We start from the raw sequence: 25,012 nt of genomic DNA, 5'->3' as shown, positions 1-25,012 counted from the left end.
TATTTCATTACTTTATAATTAATCGCATATATGGTTTTTAATAATATATTTCGTTATTTTCTTTAGAGTTTTTCCTGTTTCTGGATGACGGCCTAAATCAGTAAAAAATTCATACTCTTTTTTTTTGTTTTTACCATACCAAACACGTTCAGAACCATCTGGATAAAAAAACTGATAATTACAATCTGCTTGAATTTTTTTAAAATTATCTATCCGTTCCTGTTTGTAAACCTTTAGATCGCCTAATTTATATTTTTTTAAATCCAATTCAACTTCTTCGTAGTGATCTGTTTTCCATATCATGAATTTAGGTTTATCATTACTAATGAAAAACAAAACTGTTATTAAAACAGTAATTATAATAAAAAAACCTAATAGATAAATTTTCTTGGAACCTTTCTTTTGATTTTCTATTTCAACCGTTATGTCATTTATATTTTCATTTGATTTAATAAAGTCATTATAGTTTTTAAAACCTAGATACTCACATAATCCATTGACGGTTTCATTTCTAGAAATATTTATATGTTCATCCTCAAGAGCCTTTTTATAATAATTTCTTAGAGTTCTGGAATTGGTTGAATGTTTAATGTCTTCTGTTAAAAATGTCGCAATATGCTCTGATATTGAATTAATAGATGGATGATTTGATCCGTTTTTTATTAATTTTTCTCGACCTCTACTAAAGGCTTCAAGTATTAATTTTTTATGCATAATAGGTCGGTTTTTAGTGGTATTAAAATTAAAAATTTAAACAGGAAAAATGATGGAAATTTTTTTTCCAATTGGTTTCCATACCTTTTCCTAATTCTTTCCATTGTGGATATAAATATCTTTTTTCATTTGTAGTAGAATTGATTACCGCCTTAGGCGTAATAAGGTTTACGAAATTCGATTCTAATTAATGGAGTAGCAAGGTGAAATGGCATTGCTATTTGGGAAGTAACAATTCTTTTTACTTCTGCTCTCCATACTTCCCAAAGAAGAGATTACTCTTCAAACTTAGTCTGTGTTGCTATGCAATAAATAGTCCGAAAACCTCGGACAGCAACACTATTGTCAAATTTCAAAAATCATATACAAAATGAAAAAAATATCTATAATTCTGTTTACGGTTTTCCTCAATATGGCTTTCTTCTCATGTAATCCTGAGAGCATAACCGATGAAGCAATACCACAAGCTTGCTGTGATGAAGATGGAGAAATACCACCACCGCCACCACCACCGCCAACAGGCTCTGGCGATTAATAGTATCAAGGTTTAAAGGAGGAATACATTTATTTGTATTCCTTTTTTATCAATTAAAAAGTTCCTGTAATATTGGCGAAATAGTTGTTGTCTAGAATTTTTGTTTTTAAATGATTTAATCTTTGCGTGCTTTATTTAGTTAATTTTTTGAGAGACCAATGATGAATGAATTATTTTAGGGCTTATTTGGGGTTAAACACATCTATAAGCAAAGTAGACACAGTTTTATTGAGAAATTACTTGTGTTAGAGACAATATGTAGCGTAAAAGGATATTTAAAGGTATAAAGATTAATAAAATATATCCATGATAAAAATTTCATAAATATTATTTATTGTTGCTTAAGTGTTTGGATATTAGTAGTTTTGAATACGTTGTGAAGTGTTGATTTTAGAGTTAGTATGAAATAGGTTTTTTTATAAAAGTTTTCAATTCATACATGAATTCTTCTTTAGAGTTAGAAGTACCTAGTAACTTATAGTGTTTTATACCTGATTTCTCTAGCCAATCAGCCCAAAAAAGTTTTATAATTTCAAAATCATTCGGAGTAATTGTTTGACTACCCGTTTTTCTATTGAGTGATCTATCATATATTTCAGAAACAAATAGTTCTATGTTTTTTAGGTTTATATTATTAATTGGTATTATCCCATAACCAGAACTTTCAAAAAAAGATTTTAAATCAGGGTTCCCTGATTTTAAAAAAGCTGATCTAAATTCATCAATTTTAGACTTCGATAAATAATAACACTTTTTAGAATGACAATTCTCTTTGCCGTATAATCCGGCTTCAATATATCCATCAGTGAGTAGAACTACGATATTTCTTTGTAAGTTTTTGACTTTATTGCCATTAGTGGTGATTATTGTCGTGTTTTTTTTTATAATAGCGGAAGATATTTCCTTTTTTAAGAAATTGTAAATGTCTCCACCTGTAGTGTGTTGTTTTGCTTTTAAATATATGTCTTCTACTTCTTTAGTTATAGTATCAACTTTTTGGTTTATTCCACCTTTTGTTAAATAGTTAATACGCGTGTTAGGTGACATTTTAGATAGGTCCATTTTTAATTTTTCTATGCTAATATGAAATTTACTAATTATGTCAGGGTTGGTAAAACGAAATTGTATAACATCTTTTTGACCTAGAACTCTATTATTTATCTTGTAAAGATTTGGATAATAACTTTTATAAATATTAGTTATTAACTCCGTATCAAGAATAGGCTTTGTGTATAAATCCTCAATTCTATTAGATAAATCAGGAGTGATAATGATATTTAGATGTTCATTAACGATCGTTTTCTTTTCAGAAGAGCAGTTGATAAACAATAAAGAGATTAAAATAAGAAAATATTGTTTCATTAGGATTCAATTTTTTTAACGTTTTCAATTAGCCACTTGTCACATGCAAGCATAGCTTCTTGAGATTTAATGATAGCTTTATCTACTGCATATTCGTCATGGAGCCATTCGTTCCAACCCTCAATAAATGCGCTAACTCTATCTTTTAAACTACTTAATGATATTTGTATATTGTCATTTTCTATATCGTTTTTATATACATCAGCTTTTTTTCTTATATCAGCAATTTTATTGTTAGTATCTTGAGTTATTTGCACTAATTTTGAATCTAGTTCTTTAGGCAGAAATATTAAAGACTGCTCCAATTGAAGAAGTTGATTCTCTAGTTTTTCAATTTCTAAATCTAAAATGTTGGCATCCTCTTTACAGGCAGAAATGTTTTCATTCAATTTTTTAATTTTTTCTTTTAGGTATTTTATTTCAAGAATCATTTTTTCTCTTCCGGCTTGTGTGCTTCGAGCTTTAAAAAAAGCGATTAACTTGTCCATTAAAATAGCTAAAAAGAAGAATGGGATTGCTCCAAGAAAGAAGACAAGCCAAAAATTTATATCAGTTAACATCGCGTTAATAGAGTAATCAGGTATAATGCCTTTAGATAAATGGTTAATTTCACCGATAGTTGTTGCAACTTTGATCGCAATAAAAATGTCTAATCCTATGACGGCAGAAAAAAAAGTAGTTTTTAAAAGATTTTTCTTTCTTGAGGTCTCATTTAAGTTGTGAGCACAGTATGCAATTGTAAACGGAATAAATACAAAAAATCCAATGTAAAATAATGCTGTCCCGCCTTTTATATAAGCTTTTGATAACGCAGAGGCTTCATAAACTTGAGGGTTCTCAATTACGCCTAGTTTAGCAGCCTCAAGTGAATCATCATAAGAATACAGCATAATGTATGCAGAAGAGGAATAAAACAAAACCATACAAATAGATAGTCCAACAAAAAATATAATTAAAGGAATAAATTCATGATATTTAAATTTAGGTTTTACAAACTCAATATTAAGATCGTTTATCTTCTCTTTGTAATTATCTTTTTCTTGTTCTAAGTTTTTAATTTTTGTGTTAAGTGTGTTGTGTTTCTCTGTTTCTTTAAGTTTTATCTTTCCGTTTATATCTGTTTTTTCAAATTCTAATTTCTTTTCCTGTGCTTGATTTTCTATTTGTAATGTATTTGTTTTATGATCTTTCTCAGAATTATAATTTTGGGAAAATTCAGCAACTTTATCATCTATTTTCTGGAGTAATTTTTCTTTGTTTAAATCATTCTCTTTTTTGTCTGATACAAATAGATGATATAGAGAATCCATTGATTTAGATATAACTTGAGCATCACCACTAACTTCCTTAGCTTGTTCATATGCCTTGTTTTTAATTTCTTCTCTATTTGTCTTTTTAATTTCTGCTGAAATTATGGATTTAAAAATGTCATCTGATGAAATTCTCGGCTCAAAAGTTTTTGTGTTTAGTCCTTCGTCTTCTAAAGATGATTTCGGCTTTTTTGTTTTTTTAGTAAAAAATGATAACCAACCATTATTTTTGGTGTTTTCATTGGATGATATAGTTGAGTTTTTTATAGTAAGTTCATTGAAATCCTCTAATAGATCTTCTATTGTAGATTTCAAATCTGTTTTTATAACGGATTCCGAATTGTTTTTTCGGGCATTAATAGTCCAATTATATGAACCATGAAATGCTGTAGTTTTATCTATTATGCAATATTTTTGATGCATTATACCGTACCCCTTTCCTTTAATTCGGAAAATTTTACCACCTGAAGATTCTAGAGCTTTGAAGTTTAATTTACGATTGTCTTTATTATCACCAATAACTACGGATACATCTACATTAGCTTGAGATTTTACTACTAAGATATCTAATAATGATTGATCTGTAAACCATGCTGATACCACATAGATGCTAGAAGTGGCAGAGTTAAGACTATTAATTAAGTTTTCATAAATTTCGGTACCTTTGAGTAGAGATTGATTCATTATGCTCTTGGTTATTTGTTTTTAATTGACTGACATTTGTTTAGGTTTTTAAAATCCAAACTTATATCAAATTTAAAAGGTTTTGTTACGGTTTTCCGTAAGGTGACTTTTTCAAAATTTTTTAAATTTATTTTTTAAGAATTCGTCTTTAAATGACTAGATGAATAACTCATTTTATTTAATTTTAAAGACCCTTAAAATTAATTCTAAGTTTTATAAATCATTGCGCTGCTTGTAATGATTTTGTTATTAATTTAAAAATCAATCAATGAAATTACGATTTCTGTACGCATGTTTATGTCTTTTTTTGTCTACAGTTCAAGCCCAAAAGCTTTCTTTAAATGATTTAGAAAATATCTGCCAGAAAAAAAACTGGGAAAGTGTTAACCAGTTTTTAATGAATAAAGGATGGGAATATTACGAATCTTCAAAAGGAGATTCTGAAAGTTACAATACTATTACTTGGTCATACAATAAATCTTATGACGATAAAGCATCAGCATGGTTCTATCTGTATACATTTGAAGGTTTTCCAAATAAAATCAGTTATTCTGTTTTTAACAAACCATCTTATACTGCAATTCAGAAGGCTTTAGGCGTAAGAGGATACAGGCTTAAAAACAGTGAAATTGAGGATAATGAATTAATATCAACTTATGCTAATAAAAAGTTTTTGCTTACCATTTCTACCGAGAAACGAGAAAAAGACAGTTATTCCAGTTTCGATAAAAGTATTACAGCATATGGTTTTACGCTAATCAAAAAATCGAGTGCATATGATCCCGGTAATGGTTTAAAAAAACTATACTTTGATAATAGCCAACAAGTGGAAATCATCTACAATGTTAAGGATGGTAAGTTTGAAGGAGATTATAAAGGGTACTATAGAAATGGCAATTTAAGTATTGAAGGTGTTTATGAAAATGATAAAAAACAAGGTTCATGGAAAGAGTATGACGAGAATGGGAATGTATTATATGTTTATAATATTAATAATGGTGAATTGGATGGTGAATCAATAGAATATCAGCCTGACGGAAAAATCAAAAAGACTAAGGTTTTTAAAAAAGGAATATTACACGGAGAAACTATAGATTATTTATACAATGAAGAAACAGGTAGCTTAAAGGTTAAATTGGTTACAAACTATTCAGAAGGCAAATTAGAAGGTGAGACTAAATTAATTTATTTCGATGAAGACCAGAACCAGCGAGTACTCTCAAAAGTAATGTTTGAAAATGACTTAAAAAATGGTTTTGCACAAGAAATTTCAGAAGACACCTTAATAATAACCAATTATAATAATGACAAGCTTCACGGAAATTTTAGACGCTATAGAGATTTAAGAAAATTGTTAGTAGGAGGTATAATACAAACCGATACAACAAAGCTATATCTTACAGATAGTGGTCAATATCAAAACGGTCTTAAAACAGGATATTGGAAACATTATGATCTTGCTGGTGGTTTAAGCGAAGGAAATTATAGTAAAGACTTAAAAACAGGACCTTGGAAATTCCATTATTCAAGAATGAGTAGTAACGATAAGGAAGAGCCATATTCTCAAGAGCTTTATCTTGTAGAGAATTATACCAATGGTATGCGTAATGGTGTTTCAGAACGATTTTCACAATTACGTTATGAAGCATATAAGTGTAATGAATTAGATGAAAATAACAAACCTGTAGACTCTTGCAAAAGACGTATATATACAAAATTACACCTCTTAGCTAATTACAAAGATGATGAACTGAATGGCGAGTATGTTCTAAAAGATAGCCTAGGTAATTTACGCTTTAAAGGCAATTACAATTATGGTAAAGAACATGGAGAATGGATTGAAAGCTATACCATTGAAACAGAAGAAGACCCAATATACGTCTATAAAAAAGGAAACTACCAAAGCGGAGCTAAAGATGGGAAATGGATTGAATATCTTAACGATGAGCATATCTTAGTAGAGAGTAATTATAAATACAATCGTTTAAATGGCTTATATATCAAATACAACCTTGAAGGTATAAAACAAGAAGAAAAGTTATTTACAAGTAATGAACTTAAAGAACTCAGAGTATATGATGCACAAGGGCAAAACATAGAAAAAGTCTATAAAATCTTATCGGAATCCCGAAGTGCATACAAAGTACGTTTTATCAATCACTTTAAAGAAGGAGGTAGGCTTGAAGCCGATTACCACATCGCTAAACCAACTGAAAAAGTCCCACATTTCGATTTTAGAGAATTGTTTCATAAAGAAATGAAAGGGTCTAGTAAAAGCTACCAAGATGGTGTTGTTTTATTAGCCCATGCAGACGGAAGTATTTCCTTTCAAGGTAATATCTATAAAACAGCTATGACAGGTACTTGGGAACATAACTATCCAAAACAAAATGTAAAGATTATTACTAAGTACGTAGATCATAGTAATAAACCTAATTCCGAAACATATTATACTTTAGATGCCAACCAATTATTTGATGGTGAGTTTATCTATACTGATGATGATACAGGTAATTACGAAGAACGACGAATTAGAGATGGATTGCGTAATGGAACAACAACCTACTACAACAAAGCAGGTGATAAGCTTAAAAAAGAAAAATATAAAGACGGAATTTTAAAAGACTAACTAAATATAATGACCCAACAAAACATAAAACAACTAGAAACCGAACTTTGGGACGCAGCAGACGACTTAAGAGCCAATTCTAAATTGACCGCTGCCGAATACAAAGACCCATTATTAGGTCTAGTACTACTGCGTTTTGCACAAAACCGTTATGAAGATGCCAAAATTGAAGTGCAAAACAACCTTCCTATTAATCCACGTACAGGAGAAAAACGAGAAGCCAATAAAGAAGATTATACCGCAGCTGGTGCTATTATGTTGCCAGAAAAAGCCAAATACGATTATTTAGCCAATTTACCAGAAAGCGAAGATATAGCACAAGCCATTAATAATGCTATGAAGCTTATTGAAGCCGAATATCCAGACCTAGAAGGTATTCTGCCAAAAAGCTATCAAGAGTTTGATGACAAACTACTGCGCGATTTGGTACGTGTATTTAATAAAGACGCCGTAAAAAATGCTAAAGGCGATGTGTTTGGGCGCATTTACGAGTTTTTCTTAATGAAATTCTCTATGCAAGGTGCAGGTGCGCAAGAAGGTGGTGAGTTTTTTACACCACCATCATTAGTTAACCTTATCGTAAACTTTATACAACCTAATCATGGTATTGTTCATGATCCTGCTTGTGGTTCTGGTGGTATGTTTGTGCAAACCGCACATTTTATAAAAGACCACGACAACAAAAACGTTAACGAAGCCATTACTGTGTATGGTACAGAGCTAAAAAGCAACAACACGCGTTTAGCTAAAATGAACCTTGCCATACATGGTATAGAAGGTAAAATTATAGAAAGCAATAGCTTTTATAGCAATCCGCATAACCTAACAGGAAAGTGTGACTTCGTTATGGCTAATCCACCATTTAATGTGGATAAGATAGATGCGAAGAATAAATTTTTAGCAGATGACGAGCGTTTACCTTTTGGTGCACCATTAACAGGAAAAGGCACCATTAGCAATGGTAATTATTTATGGATGCAATATTTCCATAGTTATTTAAACGAAACTGGAAGAGCAGGTTTTGTAATGGCAAGTTCTGCGACTGATGCTGGCAATGCCGAAAAACTAATACGCCAAAAACTGATAGAAACAGGCGATGTAGAATGTATTGTAGCCATAAGCAACAACTTTTTTTACACGCGTAGCTTACCATGTCATGTATGGTTTTTTAATAAAGGCAAAAAAGCTGAAAACAAAGACAAGGTGCTCATGATAGATGCCCGAAATACCTTTAGAAAAGTTAGCACTACCATTAACGACTTTAGCGACGACCAACTAGAAGGTTTAACTGCTATTATGAATGCCTTTAGAAACAACGATGTCACCTTGAGCTGTCATCCTGAGCTTGTCGAAGGAATAGTCGAGAACGCTTGGTTAGCAGAACACTTCCCAAAAGGCAAATACCAAGACGTAGAAGGCCTATGCAAAATAACCACATTAGAAGAGATTAAAGAGCAAGACTACAGCCTAACACCAGGTCGCTACGTAGGTGTAAAGATTGATATAGATATGGATTTTGACTATAAAGGGCGAATGCAAGCCATACATACCGAACTTGCCCAACTAAACACCGAAGCCAATACCTTAATGCAACAAATACAAAGCGTGAAGTTATGAGGGAAGGTTGGGATAAAGTCGAATTAGGGAGAATTTGTTCTATTAAAGGCGGAAAGAGATTACCGAAGGGTCATGAATTGATAGAAATTGAAACAGATCATAAATACATAAGAGCACGTGACATTAAAAATGGTAAGATTAATTTTGATCAACCAACTTATATAAGTGAAAGTACCTTTAACTTGATTTCCAGATATATTGTTAACAAAGGAGATGTAATTATCACTATTGTAGGTGCAAATATAGGAGATACAGCAATGGTTACTGGAGAATTTGATGGAGCAAATTTAACTGAGAATGCTGTTAAACTGGTTTCAGATAAAGATAAAGCAGATTCTTTGTTTTTAAAATATGCTCTAGTTCCTAATTATATGAAATATTATTTTCAAATTGTTGCATCAGGAGCTGCACAAGATAAATTAGGTATATATAAGATAAAGAAAATAAAAATTAACCTACCACCACTAAAAACCCAACGTAAAATAGCCAGTATCTTATCAGCCTATGATGATTTAATAGAAAACAACCTAAAGCGCATTAAGCTATTAGAAGAACAAGCACAACTCACCTATGAAGAGTGGTTTGTACGCTTTAAATTTCCTGGTCATGAAACTACAAAGTTTGATGAAGAGACTGGGTTGCCTGAGGGTTTTAATAATGAGAAATTTGAAAATTTATTTACAATTAATAATGGTTATGCCTTTAAGAGCAATGATTATAGAAATGATGGAGTAAAAATTTTAAGAACAAAAGATTATTCTCAGACTAAATGGATATCAATTGATCAACCAATTTACTTGAGTAAAAAGAAAGCTGAAAACTATAGTAGATATTTTGTTAAAGAATATGACTTAATGTTAATTATGGTTGGTGCTAGTATTGGTAATTATGGAATAGTCCTTCCAAAAGATTTAGGCGTATTGCAAAATCAAAATCAGTGGGCAATTAGATCAAAAAATAAAGAATATAATTTCTTTAAGATATTAATGATGGAAGATTTAATTAAAAGTCTATTAAACAAGAAAACAGGAGCAGCAAGAGATTTTTTTAGAGCTTCATTTTTAAAAGAAATGGTAGTAGTAGTGCCAGATAATTCAATAATTAAACAATTTAATGATTTGATAGAGCCTATTTATTCAGCAATAAATACTTTGTTTAGCCAAAACCAACACTTAAAAGAAGCACGCGATATATTGTTACCACGCTTAATGAGTGGGATGATAGATGTAGAGAAGCTAGAGGTTGGAAGCTTAAAGTATGTGGTTAATGATAGTTTGGGTATGGTGGCAGAGGATATTGAGAAATATAAAAGAGCTTAAATGACACCAAAAGATAAATTAAAAGGATACGGCTTTGTTTATGCTGGGGAATGGTTAAAAACAACTAATAAAAAAAAACGTATTGATTATTCTTTAGATGATACAACTAAAAATCAAGAAGACTTAAATTATGCATTTGTTGAAGGAGACAAAGTGTTTTATATAGGAGTTACTACGAAAACACTTTATAAAAGAATGAATGGTTATAAATATGGTAAAGCAAGTGAAAAAGATAAATACGGAAAGGTAGAGGCTAGTACCAATAAAAATGTATATAAACGTATTCTTGATTTATTAAATAAAAATAAAAAAGTAGAAATATATATACTTCCAGAATTAGATTTAGGTGATTATAAATGCTTAAAAGTGAGTTCGGTGTCAGGGATTGAACATAGTTTAATAAAAGAATTTGATAATGGAGATTTATTAAATAAGAATGTTACCAATTCTAAGGATAAAGAAGAGCCAGTAAAAAGTAATTATATTTCCGATGATGGTAAAGAATTCGAAATGCCTCTCAAGAAAGAATATTACAATAAAGGAAAAATTGGTTTTCGAATGAAAAGTTCACATCTCTTACCATCCACTTCTGGTGTTGAAATGATAGTAGTAATTGAAGGTGAAAAGAAAATAAAAGGAACTTTTACAAGGTCAGGAAAAACCAAATCATTTAACGGTAAGAAAAAATTGAAAAAATGGTATTTGGATAACTTTAAATTAGATGAGAAAGTTTTAGTCAAAATTTTAGATTGTAGAACTCTTGAATTGTCGAAAATATAAAATGGTCTAATTAAAAATGGAACTATATCAAATTACCAAGGATAATGAGTGGGATGGTAGACCCTTCGGTAAGCTCAGGGCAAGTTGTGGAGGAGTTGAAACAAATAACTTAAGTAGTAAACAGATGCTGTAAGTACGCATATATGAAAGCTTCAGATAAATTTATATTATACGATAAATTCAATACACCTTTAACAAAACAAGAGTTTAGCAAGGCTAGATTATTATATCTAAATTGTATTGTTAATAATGAGTTTTCATTACCAGCATCCAGTGCTATAATAGAGCAGATACAATTGGTTAAAAGACAACCAAAAGAAATAGGTCCTTATAAAAACCTAACAGTTTTTGAAGCGCTTAATAGAATTGCTAGTGACTTGGTATTATTAGAAGGAGCAAGACTTATGTTTAACGGAAAGATACCAGAAATTATACCAAATACCATAAAGCTAAATATGGGTAATAAAAGCGGGTTTGATTTTATTGTAAATACAACACGCAATAAAACAGTATATGGTGAGGCTTTTAATGTTGCCCATTCTTTTGCAAAAGTTAAAATGAGGCAAACCATAGATAAGATTGTAAAATACACCTCATTACACAAAACCAATCAAGCTATAATTTTTTGTAATAAAGAGGTTAAACAAACTATCCTGAAATATAAAAATAAGAAAGAAGAGAAATTACTACAGCAACAATTTGTAATCCACAAATTATTTTGTGACTACGAAAACTTAAGCTATTAATTTTTAGACAGAGTATAGATGAAGCAAAGTGAATTAATTGTAGGTACATGTTTAATTGAGAATTTTTTTGATACAGATGCACATGTTTCTTTACCAGATTACCAAAGACCATATGTTTGGGATTACGTAAAACTGGAGCAACTGTATAAAGATTTTGAAGATCATTTTTTTATTGATAATGTATACAATGAAAATGCACCTTTATATTATTTAGGTTCAATTTTGCTATTTGAAAAAGACAAAAACACCTATGAGGTTATTGATGGTCAACAACGTATTACTAGTCTTTTAATTACAGACTATGCATGGAATAAAGATGAAAGCTTTTTAGAAAGCGGATATTGGAATTTAGAGTATAACTCATTATTGTCTTCTGCTAATTTAAAGCAAAACTATCAATACATAAAAAGCACCATAACAGTTGTAAAAAAACATATACAAGATATATTTTCAAAATTAGCATTTACAGTAATTATTACAAATTCCGAGGATGAGGCATTTACTTTTTTTGATAGTCAAAATGCAAGAGGTGTAACGCTTAGCGCTGTAGATTTTTTAAAATCTTATCATTTAAGAGAGTTAAAAGGGAAAGAAAGTTTACAAGCTATTTTTGCAAAAAAATGGGATAGAAATAATACAGGACAATTTTTAAATGACTTGTTTAATTTGATACTATGGCGAAGTCGGCAATGGAAAGGCAAGCATTTATATTTTGAATTTAAAGATGCCATATTAGACAACTTTCAAAAACAAACTATTAAAGGGAAGGATGGTGAAGCAATACGTCTTTACCCAAATGTTTTTAATTCCTTATCCAGTTCACTAACGTTTTGTGAATCTCAAGGTGTTGTTGTACAGCCCAACGCGTTAAATTTACAAACTACAGCAGAACAATATCCTTTTGCTTTAAGACAACCCATACAAAAGGGAATTGGTTTTTTTCTTTATACAGAGAAGTATTTTGCTATATATCAAATGCTCTTTATCGAAAATAGATTTGCAGATTTCACTAATCTATATAATACGTTATTACGTGGCGTTAGTTATTATTTTAGAAGTTTTTTTAGACTAGCAATAATATCATATTACGACAAGTTCAAGGAGGTAAAACTAATAGAGTGTGCCTTATGGTTAGATTATTTGTTAGGTAGTTATAGAATTAATCAAAACTCAATTGTATCGCAAACTGTAATTAAAATACTAAGAGATAATAATCAAAATTTATTAGATGTTATAGAAATGTCTTATAGACCTGAAGATGTTTTTAGGTTTATTGAAAGCATTACAACAGATGAGTTTTATAATAAAAAAACATCTGATCTAGGAGGTGAATTTGGTGTAAGAAGAATTTATTTACAAAACAACTTGGATTTTTATGAGGCAGTGCGAAATAATGAAAAGCAATTGAACAATAAGAAAAGATGGTTAAATGAATACATTAATAAAAACAAGTAACCTACAGATATCCTCTATTGAATTAACACTAAAATCTATTGTAGAAAAGGATTTGTTGTTTAATATTCCTATTTATCAAAGGTTATATGTTTGGGGAGAACAGCAGATAAGAACTTTGCTTGCAGATTTATACAGGGCATATCTTATTGATAAAGACAAAAACTATTATTTAGGAGGTATCATGCTCACCGAGAATAATAATAAACTAGACTTAATTGATGGTCAGCAACGTTTTACAACACTTTGGTTAATTAGTAAGGTTCTTGAGGGAGACTTAGGGAAGTTTAGTTATACATACGAGAAAAAAAGAAAAATTGCTAGAATTAGTTTTTCGGTTAGAGATTTTGCAAACCAGTATTTTAATTATACCAACGCTTCAATTAGTTTAACACAAGATGAAATAAAAGAACTAGAACCTATTAGTGACGGAATTGAATTGATTAGAAATTATTTAAAAGATGAAATTGATGAAAAAGAACGGATAGAGTTTTCAAGTTTTATTTATAATCATGTATTGATGGTAGCTACTAAAATGCCAAGTGATACAGATGAAAATAAAGTTTTTGAGGCTATGAATAATAGAGGTGTTCAGCTACAACAACACGAAATTTTAAAATCAACTTTACTTAGTAAAATCAAAAAAAACAGAGACGAAATGCACCAATATGCATTGTTGTGGGATGCTTGTTCTATTATGGATGATTATTTGGAAAAGAACATAAAATTGGTAGCAAATTTAGAATGGAAACAACTCTTTCCCGATATTGATAAAGGAGAGAAACAAGATGAGCTTCCAAATGATATTTTAAGAAGGTTATCAGCCCTAGAAGATGAAAAACCTAGTAATTTTTTATTAGATATATTAAATGAAGAGATTTTAGAAACTGAGCAAGAAGTTATAGATGATACTATTAAAAAAAAGAAATCAAAAAAAGGAAGTGAAAGTGAAAGGGTAAGAAGTATCATAAGTTTTCCAATGTTATTGCTTCATACACTAAGAATTTATCAATTTAGAGAAATCAAGGATATAACCGCAGATGATAGTGCAGAAGTAAAAGGCAAGGATTTAATTCGGATTTTTAATAGCTACAGTTCTTATTTTGAAACCGAAAAGAGTGTCAAGGCTTTTATAAACTTACTTTGGAAAGTGAGAAAACAATTTGATAAGTATGTTATTAAATGGATTAGTAATGATGAACAAAAAGATGAAATTCATTTGATTAAACGATTGTATCAAAGTGAAACAGCATTTCAAAGAAGAGCACCAAAAACTAATGAGGGCTTTGCTTTATTGCAAAGCATGTTGTATCATTCTCAACAGATAATTACTCATTATTGGCTAACACCTTTTCTTAACAAAATGCTAGATGTTGATGATGCGAGTCAACTTAATACTTACCTTGAAAAGCTAGATAATGAAATGTTTTGTAATGAAAGAAGGGATCTGAGAACGATAAGTTTTGAAGTCATGCAATATGGAGTCAATGAACTAAAAGGTAACACAGATTTTGTAAAGAAAACTTTAAAATCAAAATTAGGTACATCGTATCCGAGTTATTGGTTTTATAAGTTGGAGTATATTCTGTGGTTAAATAGAGATATTCTTAACAAAAAAGATAGTTGGCAAGATTATAAAATGACCGCCAAAAATTCCGTTGAACACATTTCACCTCAGAACCCAAAACCTGAGGACGTAAATATTGTCTTCGATTTAACAGATTCCGAAGAAAAAAGGGTTAACAAGCAAAACGATTTTGGTAATTTAGTTCTATTGTCACCTGGAATGAATTCTGAGTATAGTAATAAAACATTTAATTCTAAAAAGGTAGATTTCATGGATAAAAAAAGATTAGATTCATTAAAATCTGATTTGATTTTTAATAATGACAAATGGAGTTGGGCTAAATGTAAACTTCACCGAAGACAAGTGATAAAATTATTTGTAAACCATCTAGAAAACTAAACAATCATGAGCTACGAATATTCAGAAGACGGTTTAATAGAGCAAGCTACACAAGATGTGTTAGAAGAATTAGGGTGGACTGTAGTGACTGCTTGGAAAAAAGAATCTTTCGGCACAGAAGGTTTATTAGGTAGAGAAGATAAAACCGAGGTGGTTTTAAAACGCTACCTATTACAAGCATTACAAAAACTCAATTCTAATCATCCAGATGTAGCTTATGAGCAGGCAATAGAGTTAATTACCCAAAACGTAGCAGATCAAACTTTAGGTAGAATCAATAAAGAAAAAACCGACTATCTTAAAAATGGTGTGCCAGTAAGTTATACCAATACTAAAGGCGAATTGGTTAAAACTAAGCTAAAAGTATTTGACTTTAAAAATTACGAAAACAATCACTTTTTAGCGGTTAGACAGTTTGAGGTTTTAGGAGAGCTGTATTTACGTAGACCAGATGTGGTAGGTTTTGTAAATGGTATTCCCTTAGTGTTTTTTGAGTTAAAAGCGCATCACCAAGATTTACGTCATGCCTACAACGATAATTTAAAAGATTATAAAGATACAATACCACATGTGTTTCATAACAATGGATTTGTGATTTTGAGTAATGGTACAGATGCTAAAGTAGGTACTATAACTAGCCCTTACAAATTCTTTTTAGAGTGGAAACGTATAGAAGAGGAAGAAGAAGGTGAAGTTAGCTTAGATACTATGCTACGTGGTACCTGCGCCAAACATCGTTTGATGGATATTTTTGAGAACTTTCTCTTATTTGATGATTCTCAAGGAGATGTTATTAAATTAATGGCTAAAAACCACCAATACATTGGTGTCAATAAAGTTATAGACAATGTTGATAATATAGAGGATCTAGAAGGTAAACTTGGTGTGTTTTGGCACACGCAAGGATCTGGTAAATCCTATTCTATGGTGTTTTTATGCGAAAAAATTCATCGTAAACTTGGTGGTTCTTATACGTTTTTAATTGCGGTTGATAGAACCGAGTTAGAAAATCAGTTATATGATACATTTTCTGGTGTTGGTGTTGTAAACGACAAAAATATAATAGCTGGTAAGAAAAAAGGCATGACAGGTCGTGAGCATTTGCGAGAGTTATTAGCCGAAAATCACCGTTATGTATTTACGCTTATTCATAAATTTTCGATAGACCCAAAAGTAGAAAGCGAATATCCACTTATTACAGAGCGAAAAAACATTATCGTCATCAGTGACGAAGCCCATCGTACACAGTCAGGTACTTATGCAAGAAACATGCGTTTTCATGGTTTGCCAAATGCATCCTATTTAGGCTTTACAGGAACACCAATTATAAAAGAAGAGGAAGAGCTTACCAAAAATATTTTTGGTGAATATGTGTCTATTTATGATTTTAAACGAGCGATTGAAGATGAAGCAACGCTTCCTTTGCGATACTTGAATAGAGGTGAAAAGCTAGACATTATTAATCCAGAATTGGATGAGAAAATGGCTGAGGTTTTTGAAAATGAAGATTTAGATGACGACCAAAAAAAGAAATTAGAATACCTTTTTAATAGAGATTATCCAATATTAACGTCTCAACCAAGATTAGAAGCTATTGCGAAAGATTTGGTTTGGCACTTTAACGAACGTGGTTATCAAGGTAAAGCCATGTATGTGGCTTTAGATAAACCTACTGCGATAAAGATGTACGATTTGGTACAGCAATATTGGCCAGAATACCTTAAAGAACTACAAAAGCGCATAGATAATGCAACAGATCAACAAGAAGAACAAGAACTAAAACGTAAGTACAATAGAGTTAAAGAAACCGAAGTTTGTGTGGTAGTCAGTGGTGAGCAAAATGAAGTGGATAAATTCCGTAAAATGGATTTAGACATTGAAACACACCGAAAAAAAATGGTTGAGCGTAATCTTGAAAAAGAATTTAAGGACGAAGACAATCCGTTTCGTTTAGCAATAGTCTGTGCCATGTGGATTACAGGTTTTGATGCGCCATGTGTGTCTACAGTATATCTAGATAAACCTATTAAAGGCCACACATTAATGCAAACTATAGCAAGAGCAAATCGTGTGTATGATGACGAGAAAGAAAATGGGTTAATTGTCGATTATGGTAATGTCTATAAGCAATTAGAGAAGGCGTATTCTATTTATGGAGAAGGAAGTAAAGGGTCAGGTAATACAAATAAGCCAGGAAAACCAGTAGAACCATTAGAAGATGTTGAGGTAGAGTTAAAACAATCCATTAAAGACGTAAAAACTTATTTAAAAGAGCTTAATTTTTCTTTACAAGAGTTAAAGGATGCCAAACCAATGTCTAAAATTGCTAAAATAAAACAAGCAACAGATGCTGTATGTCTTAATGAGACTACAAGAACTACATTTGAGACGATGGCGCGTAATGTATTTAGAAAATACAAAGCACTATTTCCTTCGGATAAATTAAAGAAGCATGTTAAAGATTTTAATGCAATCGAAGCCATTTATACAGCTCTCAATCAAAATGTAAAAGGAGCAGATGTAACGCAAATCATAATGGATCTTCAAGCGATTGTGAGCGAAAGTGTAACTATTCAAGATAATATAATTAAAGAAGATGAAGAAGAAGTGTATGTTGATTTAGCATCTTTAGATTTTGATAAATTAAGAGCAGCTTTTGCTAAAACACCACGAAAGAACACTTTAGTGTTTAATTTACAGGATGCGATTGAGCAACGTTTAGAACAAATGATGAAAGAAAATCCGTTACGGATAGAATTTTACGATAGATATAAAAAAATCATAGAAGAATATAACAAAGGAAAAAGTCTTGAAGATACCATGAAGACGTTTGAGAACTTAAGTGATTTTATAAAAGATCTTTCTTTTGAAGAACAACGTGTAGTTCGTGAAAATTTAAAAGATCAAGAAACCTTAGCCATTTTTGATTTATTAAAAGAAGGGAAAGAGCTTACAAGTAAAGAAATAAAAGCAGTTAAAAACGTAGCAGCCAAAACTCTTGAAACCCTAAAAGAAGAAAAATTAAAAATTGATAACTGGCGTGAAAGCAGACAAATAAAAGCACAGGTAAAAAGCTTAATTTATGACAATTTACTGTACTTGCCACAAGAGCGATATTCAGATGAAGAAGTAGGAATAAAAACAGCCAATGTTTACCAGCATATCTTTACTAACTATTATGGAAGTGCAAAGAGTGTTTATTCCAATGTCAGTTAATAAATGTTTTTTAATAAAATCTTTAATGATTAACATATTTAATTCATAACAACCATTCAAAACTGTTTTGGAACGAGGTCGATAAAATACTGCCGAATTATGATGCGCAAATCCATTGGTTAAAAATTAATGGTGCTGGTATGGATTTGTAGCTCACTAAAAAGCCAATCGCTAAACCAGAAAACGAAAACTTAAATCATACATTTATAAAGATCTAGGATATAATTTAGTTAAATGATTTTAGACAAATACCAACCATACGGAGAAATCCTAAACAGAGGTTATTCATCAACCGCAAAAGTAACAGATGAAAGTGGTGAAATTTATTTTGCCAAATGGATAAAAGGAATTGAACAAAACTCGCAACCGAGTAAAATTCTTTACAACAAATTAAGACACTTAAAAAAAGCAGTTCACAATTCTTTGCCAAAAATTTTTGAATATGATTGGGACGAAAATCAAAGTGCTTATTGCATCATATTCGAAAACAAAACCGCAACTTCTTTAGAAGAAAGTGTTTCTGAAGTTAAACCAACTTATTTTTTAAAAGGAATTGAACAAATTACAAATTGCTTACAGCAATTGCATCTAAAACACAAACTTACTCACGGAGATATAACGCCTGCCAATATACTTGTAGATGAAAACTTTGATTTCTACTTAATTGATTTTGGAGTTTCTGATATTTCCGCAACATTAAGCCAATCACAAGAATTAGAGATTTTCGCAAAAGCATTTGCATCACCTGAAAAATGGGATAGAAATATCCAAAAGGGATTCTCTTATCAATCTGATATCTATTCTATAGGTAAAGTTATTGAATGGTATTTTGAAAAGAATGGAATTAATGAATTTGAAGAAATAAAAAAACTAATAGATAAAAGTTGTGAGCAACTACCATCTAATAGATTAAATTACACTGCTTTTTTAGAGCAATTATCTAAAATAGTAAACGAAATATCGTTTGATAATGTGAATACAGTTTTAATTGATGGCGAATTTAACCCAGAATTAATTGAAGAACTTAACAACAAATATATTGATGAAACAATTGATTTTATACCAAAGTTTGATGTTAGTCCAAAATCAGGAGGAAATATATTAATTGACATAATAACTTATAACTATAATATCCACTGCCTGTGGTTGATTTCTGAAAACAAATTACTAATTAGAAACTATGAGCATAAGTCAGGAAATGAAATTAAATATAATAGGGTTTTAAAAAAAGGAACAACATTGGGTTTACCAATAGTTTACACTTCGCAATATAGTTATGGTAAACATTTTAATTTAACACCATTTTTCAAGAAAATACAAAAAGAAAAGCAACACGAAAGAGATTACAGAAAAGGAAAAAGAGAGATTACTAAAGAACTGAAATTCTTTAAAGATTTAGTTGATAAAGAATTGGATGTAATTAAAAAAAACTCATTGAGACTTAGGTTTGTGAGTTTTGAAAAAAAAGGAAACCATGAAATTTCATTTAAAATTCAAGACAACGAAAAATACAGTAAAAATGGTTTAATCTACTCTCACATTGACAAGGCAGGGAATTTAGATAAAGAAAATAAAGATCCTATTCAATTTATTATAAGTGATACTGTGGACGAAAAAAAAATGAAAGAGCCATTATTGTTTTCTGGAGTTGCTTATAATTTCAATAATAGATCACGAGTTTTAAGGTTTAGAGATTGTGAAGGTTTAACTTTTAATAAGATACCGAAAAATGGATACATATTTGAAGATACAAGTAAACAAGAGGTTGAGAAAAGAAGGCAAAAAGATGCTATCAGAAAAGTAGAATATGATGAAGTTCAAAATAGAGATTTAATACATTATATTTTTAATCCTCTAGATATTCCAAAAAAACCTATAGATAAATATGGATTAGAGAAAGTTTATCAAACAGATCAATATGGGAAGGAGTTTGGATATAGTGCTAATCAACAAACTGCAATACTAAACGCAATACATAGAGAACCTTTAACAGTTATTCAAGGACCACCTGGAACAGGAAAAACAACTGTAATCACAGAAATTGTTTTTCAAATTTTAAATAAAAATCCTGATGCTAAAATTTTAATCACTTCTCAAACAAATGATGCAGTTGATAATGTGTTAGAAAACCTGTTAGAAAAAAAAGTTCCAATTGTCCGATTAAGTGGTGTCAGAAAACCAATTAAAAATTTACAAAAACATACTTTAGACAGAAAAATTGAGGGTTGGAAAGAAGAAGTAAGAAAAAAAACTAAAGCCAATTGGAAACCATATAAAGAACAATTTAAAAAGGCACTAGAAAAAGAGAATATTATTCTATTACCCATTTTTGAAATCCTTTCTTCCAATAAATTATGGAAAGTAAAAAAGCAACAAATAGAAAAAATGCTAGAACGTTTCAATATGTTTAAAGGTTTAGAAAAATCTTTAACTTCTGAAACAGAGTTTATAACTTCAATCAATAGTTATGTAAAAGTAAATTTTGAAGAATATTTTTTAAAACAACAAATATTTAATGATTGGTTGGCAACAATTAGTTCGTTAGATGAGAATAGCAATCTCAATCAAAAATTAATAGATAGCATTAGGGTAATTGGAGCAACAACAAATCATATTGCATCAAAAAAATATCAAAAATATAATTTTGAGTTTGACTACGTCATAATGGACGAAAGTGGTAAAGCAACCACAGCAGAAGCTTTAATACCAATTGTTATGGCTGATAAACTAGTTTTAGTTGGCGACCATAGACAATTACGACCAATGCTAACTGCAAATCGAGAAGTTGAAAAATGGTTAAGAAATGAACATAAGAAAGAATCAGAAGACTTAGAGTGGGATGATTATTTCAATAGGCCGAGTTTATTTGAAAATATTATAGAAATTATTGATGACGATTTTAAAAGTCAGTTAGAGGAATCTAGAAGGAGTTCTAAAGATCAAGTTTTACTTACTTCAAAATGCTTTTACGAAGTAGAAGGAGATGAACCAATAAAACCAGTCAAACGAAATTCTGACAAGGAACATAATCTTGATTTAAAAATTGATAGTTCAATTATCTTTCTTGATATTGGAAATTCATACAAAAGTGAAATTGACGGAAATGGTTCGTCTAGAAATAAATTAAGTGCTGAATTAATTCCAGAACTTCTAAATGGTTTAGATAAATTTAATAAAGTAAAGAATTACACAATTGGTATTCTTTCAGGATATTCAGCACAGAAAAAAGAAATAACAAAAGTTCTTAATCGTAAAGTTAATTACCGTAAACTTAAAAATGTAAAATCTAACAATGTAGTTATAGATGTCGTAGATAAATTTCAAGGTTTAGAAAAGGATATTATCATTTTTGATTTGGTAAGAAGTCAGCAACAAACATTAGGATTTTTATCTAATGCAAATCGTATTAATGTCGCTTTGTCAAGGCAAAAAAAACTATTAATTATTGTTGGAAATTTAGATAGCATATTAAGTGCAAAACCGCCAAAAGATATAGAAATCACAAATCAAAAACCAGCATTACAAAAATATTTAAGTGAATTGAAGAAAGATTGGATTGTTAAAAATGTAGAACAAATATTTTGATGGATATACAAGAAATACATATAAAGTTAGACAAACAATGTCCAAGCGATTATAAAATAAATGAAATTATCCAATTTGCATATCCTTATAGACGAGTTCGTGTTAACGCAACTGTGAATAAATCGCCTGAAAAATCAATACAACAAGTCTATTCTGTTTTGTTAAGAACAATAAAAGCAGGTTACAATAAAGAAGAACAAATAATCGAGTTTTTAGGTCTTAACAAAGAAGACTTTGTATTAAGAGAATTATACTTTTTGCGTGAAAGAGGCTTTGTAGATTTTGCTTCAGGTATTTGGTTAGTAACCGAACAAGGAGAAGAATTTGTAAAGGATAATAGTATTTTAAAAATTCTAGAAGAGGAAGAGTTCGAATTTTTAATTGATGGAATATCTAATGAAGCTTTAAATAAAGATTTCAATACATATCAAGTTAAACAGGACATTAAAAGATTACCATCTGAAATAACATATCCTAATAGAAATCCTGAATTATTAAAAGATAGGAGTGTACAGCTTTCTGATATCTATAAAAATAAGAATGAAGGGGCAGCCTATTTAATAGATTATGACAAGTCTAATATAAGATTTGATAGTGAAAATAAAGAATTCTGTTTGTACTATTTTATTGAGTATGTTCCAATAAAGGAGAGAGAAAATGAGTTAGAGCCGTATATGGAAATCAGAAATATAGATAAAGATATTTCTAAACAAAAAAGAGTAACTGGAATTTTAAAAAATAGACATCAGGAGTTAATCGATCTATTATCGGATTCTGAAAGAACTAGTTTTTCAAAAATTCAAGAAGAAAATTTAGAAGTCTTTAAATCAGTAGTTGAAGAGCATAAACTAATTGAACTACAAACATTATCCGTTTGGGAAACGCAAGAAAAATTTGCTGAAGCATTAAAAACAGTTAAATCTAAAATACTGATAGAAAGCCCTTGGATAAAGCGTGCAACTTTGAAATATATTGAAGCCTTTGAACAAGCATTGAAACGGAATGTGAATGTGATTGTACTATACGGCATTGAAGAAAAAGATGAACATCATAGAAAAGCTGAAAAGGAAATGGAGCGATTGGCTAGCCTGTATGAAAACTTTCATTTAATACATTTGCCTACTCATTTTGATAAAATAGGTAATTTTAGAATGACAGGAACTCACAAAAAACTAATTATTAAGGACAACGACTACTATATAAACGGAAGTTTTAATTTTCTATCGTTCAATAAAGAACAAGGTCAAAAAATAGCAAACGAAGAAAGCACATTAATTCCTCAAAATGTGGAAATGAAATGGGAAAATACCCTGAAAGAATATGAAATTAACCTTAACTTGAAATGATAACATTTAGAAGACATTAATATAAATATTAAAATCTATTTATTTATCTAAAGTGTGCAATTACAAGTTTTTTATGCCCTTTTATTTTTTAAAAATTTTAAAACAGCCTCCTCAAAAACATCAACAGGAATCCTGTGTTCTAAATATGGAAGGATTTTAATATCAATATGCTGATCTGTGTTAAGATGGTCACCAATGTAATTTAGTGTTCCTTTTGGGTCTACAACGGTGTCTTTTGCACCTAGTACTATAGAAATGTTATTTCCATTATTAGAAGGTGTAATAGGTGTTTGCTGTTCAACTGATCTGGAAGCTAGAGCAGGATTAAAAAGTAAAGCTGGCTTTTGTATCAGTTTACAAAGATGAAACCCTGTATAACCTCCCATGCTACTGCCTATAATAACATCTATAGTTTTGTTTTTGTAAGTGTCGTATAAACACTCTATAGCATTTGGGATATTGTGATAATCTATTGAAGGTGATATCACAGTACCATATTGCTCTAAAATTGTTCGTTTTTCAGGGCTTAATGAGCCATTAAGACCATGAATATATAATATTGTCATAATTGATTTATTGTGGTCTTAAATATACTATTTTGCCTTCCAATAAATCATAATATGGATACGCTCCTAGAGCATTTGGATTCATGTTTTTCACTAAGTGAAAACGATTATCCAATTTTTCCAATAGAGTATCTATATCACCTTTAGTTGCAGGTCTATTTTTACGAGGAGTAAAAATGGATTTTACACCATCCGCAGCTAGCGATCCAAGTGCTGCATTTCCAACTCCTGCCGCTGAAATCTTTTCTTTATGAGGTATTTGAGGAGCGTTGGAATCTTTAAGCTTAGGTAAGTTCTCTTTTGTGTTGTTTAAATTAGCTTTACGTTGCTGATATGCAGAGGAGCGACAAGAATTACTACAATATTTTTGTACGCGTCTTCGCTTTGGTTCAAATTCTTTGAAGCAATATTCGCAGGTGTAATATTTAGTCTCTTTTATCATTTTACGTAAATTAAACGTTTAATTTACGTAAAATTACAATTTTAACCATTGTTAAACAATTCTTCATCTACATTAAAAACATTAATTAAGAGGTCTGCATCTACAGTATTAACATTTGGTTTTGCCTTTTTTGTTTTTTGTTTTGACTTTTCAGGCATCAGTCTCTTAACAGGGTTTTCTTTAAGTGATTTAGGAATTGTTATAGGTTTTCTATTTTTAATTTCTTCGAAAGATGGAAGCTTAACATTAAAAGTTTTGTTGAGGTTTGCTATTCGTCTCCACTCACCAAATCTTTTAACAAGATCAGTTTTATGATTTAAGGTGATTTTGTGTTGCAATTCTAAATAACTTTGAATTCCTGATAAGTAATTTGATGCTTGATGTTTTGCATCGTTTTGTGTAAGTTCTGTAATTCTTAACCAAGTGTCTAAACTTTGAAAGTACTTGTTTAGAAAGTAAAGAAAACTCTCTTTGTCTAATGAATTGCTCATTTTTAGTATCTCAAAGGTGTTTGATTCTAATAACTCCTTATTATTAATGATGAGCATACCTTCAACAACCGATTCCATAGGTTTTAAATTCCCAATAGAATTCCTAACAATTAATGTATTAGTCATTCCTATAACATCTAGTGCTTTTAAATCCATACCTGATGCCTCTTCAAATACATTTCTTGGGTAAAAGAATATAGCTGGCTGGGAAATTCTTTTAATCAAATTTTCTAATGTTTGATTTTCCATAGC

Annotated in this window: 18 protein-coding genes; 12 read left to right on the top strand and 6 right to left on the bottom strand. The window is 30.3% G+C overall.

Annotated elements, in window-relative coordinates:
• Nucleotides 1-18 precede the first annotated feature (18 nt).
• Nucleotides 19-714 carry a hypothetical protein gene (locus P7122_RS11685; RefSeq protein WP_278005983.1) on the bottom strand — a complete coding sequence of 232 codons (696 nt, stop codon included), beginning with the start codon at nucleotides 712-714 and terminating at the stop codon, nucleotides 19-21.
• 412 nt (nucleotides 715-1,126) lie between these two features.
• On the opposite strand from P7122_RS11685, the gene P7122_RS11680 reads away from it, so the two are divergent.
• On the top strand, nucleotides 1,127-1,249 hold the full coding sequence (locus tag P7122_RS11680) for a hypothetical protein (RefSeq protein ID WP_278005982.1): 123 nt from the start codon (nucleotides 1,127-1,129) through the stop codon (nucleotides 1,247-1,249).
• A gap of 396 nt (nucleotides 1,250-1,645) precedes the next feature.
• Here P7122_RS11680 and P7122_RS11675 read toward each other — a convergent pair whose 3' ends face one another.
• Both P7122_RS11675 and P7122_RS11670 read right to left on the bottom strand, forming a co-directional pair.
• The gene (locus tag P7122_RS11675) at nucleotides 1,646-2,611 is read right to left on the bottom strand and encodes a hypothetical protein (protein ID WP_278005981.1); all 966 of its coding nucleotides are present in this window, start codon (nucleotides 2,609-2,611) and stop codon (nucleotides 1,646-1,648) included.
• A complete protein-coding gene (locus P7122_RS11670) occupies nucleotides 2,611-4,605 on the bottom strand; it encodes a phospholipase D-like domain-containing protein (protein ID WP_278005980.1) in 1,995 nt (664 codons plus the stop codon). Before P7122_RS11670 ends, P7122_RS11675 begins: the two co-directional genes overlap by 1 nt.
• A 268-nt stretch (nucleotides 4,606-4,873) precedes the next feature.
• Here P7122_RS11670 and P7122_RS11665 point away from each other — a divergent pair, with 268 nt between their 5' ends.
• From P7122_RS11665 to P7122_RS11615, 11 genes are all read left to right on the top strand, one after another.
• Complete coding sequence (locus P7122_RS11665; RefSeq protein WP_278005979.1) at nucleotides 4,874-7,234, top strand: toxin-antitoxin system YwqK family antitoxin; 2,361 nt, start codon at nucleotides 4,874-4,876, stop codon at nucleotides 7,232-7,234.
• 9 nt (nucleotides 7,235-7,243) lie between these two features.
• Nucleotides 7,244-8,851 (top strand): type I restriction-modification system subunit M, encoded by a 1,608-nt coding sequence (locus tag P7122_RS11660; RefSeq protein WP_278005978.1) that lies wholly within the window; start codon nucleotides 7,244-7,246, stop codon nucleotides 8,849-8,851.
• Nucleotides 8,848-10,170 (top strand): restriction endonuclease subunit S, encoded by a 1,323-nt coding sequence (locus P7122_RS11655; RefSeq protein ID WP_278005977.1) that lies wholly within the window; start codon nucleotides 8,848-8,850, stop codon nucleotides 10,168-10,170. The genes P7122_RS11660 and P7122_RS11655 overlap by 4 nt, the downstream gene beginning before the upstream one ends.
• A complete protein-coding gene (locus tag P7122_RS11650) occupies nucleotides 10,171-10,950 on the top strand; it encodes a GIY-YIG nuclease family protein (protein WP_278005976.1) in 780 nt (259 codons plus the stop codon).
• Nucleotides 10,951-11,093: 143 nt separating this feature from the next.
• Nucleotides 11,094-11,696, top strand: a complete 603-nt coding sequence (locus P7122_RS11645; RefSeq protein ID WP_278005975.1) for a hypothetical protein — start codon at nucleotides 11,094-11,096, stop codon at nucleotides 11,694-11,696.
• Nucleotides 11,697-11,714: 18 nt separating this feature from the next.
• Nucleotides 11,715-13,151, top strand: a complete 1,437-nt coding sequence (locus P7122_RS11640; RefSeq protein WP_278005974.1) for a DUF262 domain-containing protein — start codon at nucleotides 11,715-11,717, stop codon at nucleotides 13,149-13,151.
• Nucleotides 13,126-15,114, top strand: coding sequence for a DUF262 domain-containing protein (locus P7122_RS11635; RefSeq protein ID WP_278005973.1), 1,989 nt, complete (start codon nucleotides 13,126-13,128; stop codon nucleotides 15,112-15,114). The genes P7122_RS11640 and P7122_RS11635 overlap by 26 nt, the downstream gene beginning before the upstream one ends.
• A gap of 6 nt (nucleotides 15,115-15,120) precedes the next feature.
• Nucleotides 15,121-18,330, top strand: coding sequence for a type I restriction endonuclease subunit R (locus P7122_RS11630; protein WP_278005972.1), 3,210 nt, complete (start codon nucleotides 15,121-15,123; stop codon nucleotides 18,328-18,330).
• Between the two features lie 41 nt (nucleotides 18,331-18,371).
• Nucleotides 18,372-18,482, top strand: coding sequence for a YgjP-like metallopeptidase domain-containing protein (locus P7122_RS11625; protein WP_278006129.1), 111 nt, complete (start codon nucleotides 18,372-18,374; stop codon nucleotides 18,480-18,482).
• 82 nt (nucleotides 18,483-18,564) lie between these two features.
• Nucleotides 18,565-21,915, top strand: a complete 3,351-nt coding sequence (locus tag P7122_RS11620) for an AAA domain-containing protein (protein ID WP_278005971.1) — start codon at nucleotides 18,565-18,567, stop codon at nucleotides 21,913-21,915.
• Nucleotides 21,915-23,261: a phospholipase D-like domain-containing protein gene (locus P7122_RS11615; RefSeq protein ID WP_278005970.1), complete on the top strand. Its 1,347-nt coding sequence runs from the start codon at nucleotides 21,915-21,917 to the stop codon at nucleotides 23,259-23,261. The genes P7122_RS11620 and P7122_RS11615 overlap by 1 nt, the downstream gene beginning before the upstream one ends.
• Before the next feature lie 71 nt (nucleotides 23,262-23,332).
• On the opposite strand, the gene P7122_RS11610 is transcribed toward P7122_RS11615, so the two are convergent.
• From P7122_RS11610 to P7122_RS11600, 3 genes are read right to left on the bottom strand one after another with little or no spacing between them, the layout of a single operon-like run.
• Nucleotides 23,333-23,827 carry a YqiA/YcfP family alpha/beta fold hydrolase gene (locus P7122_RS11610; protein WP_278005969.1) on the bottom strand — a complete coding sequence of 165 codons (495 nt, stop codon included), beginning with the start codon at nucleotides 23,825-23,827 and terminating at the stop codon, nucleotides 23,333-23,335.
• A gap of 7 nt (nucleotides 23,828-23,834) precedes the next feature.
• Nucleotides 23,835-24,269 carry a hypothetical protein gene (locus P7122_RS11605; RefSeq protein WP_278005968.1) on the bottom strand — a complete coding sequence of 145 codons (435 nt, stop codon included), beginning with the start codon at nucleotides 24,267-24,269 and terminating at the stop codon, nucleotides 23,835-23,837.
• A gap of 41 nt (nucleotides 24,270-24,310) precedes the next feature.
• On the bottom strand, nucleotides 24,311-25,009 hold the full coding sequence (locus P7122_RS11600; RefSeq protein ID WP_278005967.1) for a hypothetical protein: 699 nt from the start codon (nucleotides 25,007-25,009) through the stop codon (nucleotides 24,311-24,313).
• Nucleotides 25,010-25,012: the final 3 nt, after the last annotated feature.

The sequence above is a fragment of the Winogradskyella marincola genome, assembly GCF_029624125.1.
In the GTDB taxonomy this organism is placed as follows: Bacteria; Bacteroidota; Bacteroidia; order Flavobacteriales; family Flavobacteriaceae; genus Winogradskyella; species Winogradskyella marincola.
The sequence above is the reverse complement of the archived record's forward strand: the minus strand, read 5'-3'. Positions and strand labels throughout refer to the sequence as shown.

Coding starts and splice junctions, on each gene's coding strand:
- P7122_RS11685 (WP_278005983.1), bottom strand. CDS start 714: ATGCATAAAAAATTAATACTTGAAGCCTTTAGTAGAGGTCGAGAAAAA.
- P7122_RS11680 (WP_278005982.1), top strand. CDS start 1,127: ATGGCTTTCTTCTCATGTAATCCTGAGAGCATAACCGATGAAGCAATA.
- P7122_RS11675 (WP_278005981.1), bottom strand. CDS start 2,611: ATGAAACAATATTTTCTTATTTTAATCTCTTTATTGTTTATCAACTGC.
- P7122_RS11670 (WP_278005980.1), bottom strand. CDS start 4,605: ATGAATCAATCTCTACTCAAAGGTACCGAAATTTATGAAAACTTAATT.
- P7122_RS11665 (WP_278005979.1), top strand. CDS start 4,874: ATGAAATTACGATTTCTGTACGCATGTTTATGTCTTTTTTTGTCTACA.
- P7122_RS11660 (WP_278005978.1), top strand. CDS start 7,244: ATGACCCAACAAAACATAAAACAACTAGAAACCGAACTTTGGGACGCA.
- P7122_RS11655 (WP_278005977.1), top strand. CDS start 8,848: ATGAGGGAAGGTTGGGATAAAGTCGAATTAGGGAGAATTTGTTCTATT.
- P7122_RS11650 (WP_278005976.1), top strand. CDS start 10,171: ATGACACCAAAAGATAAATTAAAAGGATACGGCTTTGTTTATGCTGGG.
- P7122_RS11645 (WP_278005975.1), top strand. CDS start 11,094: ATGAAAGCTTCAGATAAATTTATATTATACGATAAATTCAATACACCT.
- P7122_RS11640 (WP_278005974.1), top strand. CDS start 11,715: ATGAAGCAAAGTGAATTAATTGTAGGTACATGTTTAATTGAGAATTTT.
- P7122_RS11635 (WP_278005973.1), top strand. CDS start 13,126: ATGAATACATTAATAAAAACAAGTAACCTACAGATATCCTCTATTGAA.
- P7122_RS11630 (WP_278005972.1), top strand. CDS start 15,121: ATGAGCTACGAATATTCAGAAGACGGTTTAATAGAGCAAGCTACACAA.
- P7122_RS11620 (WP_278005971.1), top strand. CDS start 18,565: ATGATTTTAGACAAATACCAACCATACGGAGAAATCCTAAACAGAGGT.
- P7122_RS11615 (WP_278005970.1), top strand. CDS start 21,915: ATGGATATACAAGAAATACATATAAAGTTAGACAAACAATGTCCAAGC.
- P7122_RS11610 (WP_278005969.1), bottom strand. CDS start 23,827: ATGACAATATTATATATTCATGGTCTTAATGGCTCATTAAGCCCTGAA.
- P7122_RS11605 (WP_278005968.1), bottom strand. CDS start 24,269: ATGATAAAAGAGACTAAATATTACACCTGCGAATATTGCTTCAAAGAA.
- P7122_RS11600 (WP_278005967.1), bottom strand. CDS start 25,009: ATGGAAAATCAAACATTAGAAAATTTGATTAAAAGAATTTCCCAGCCA.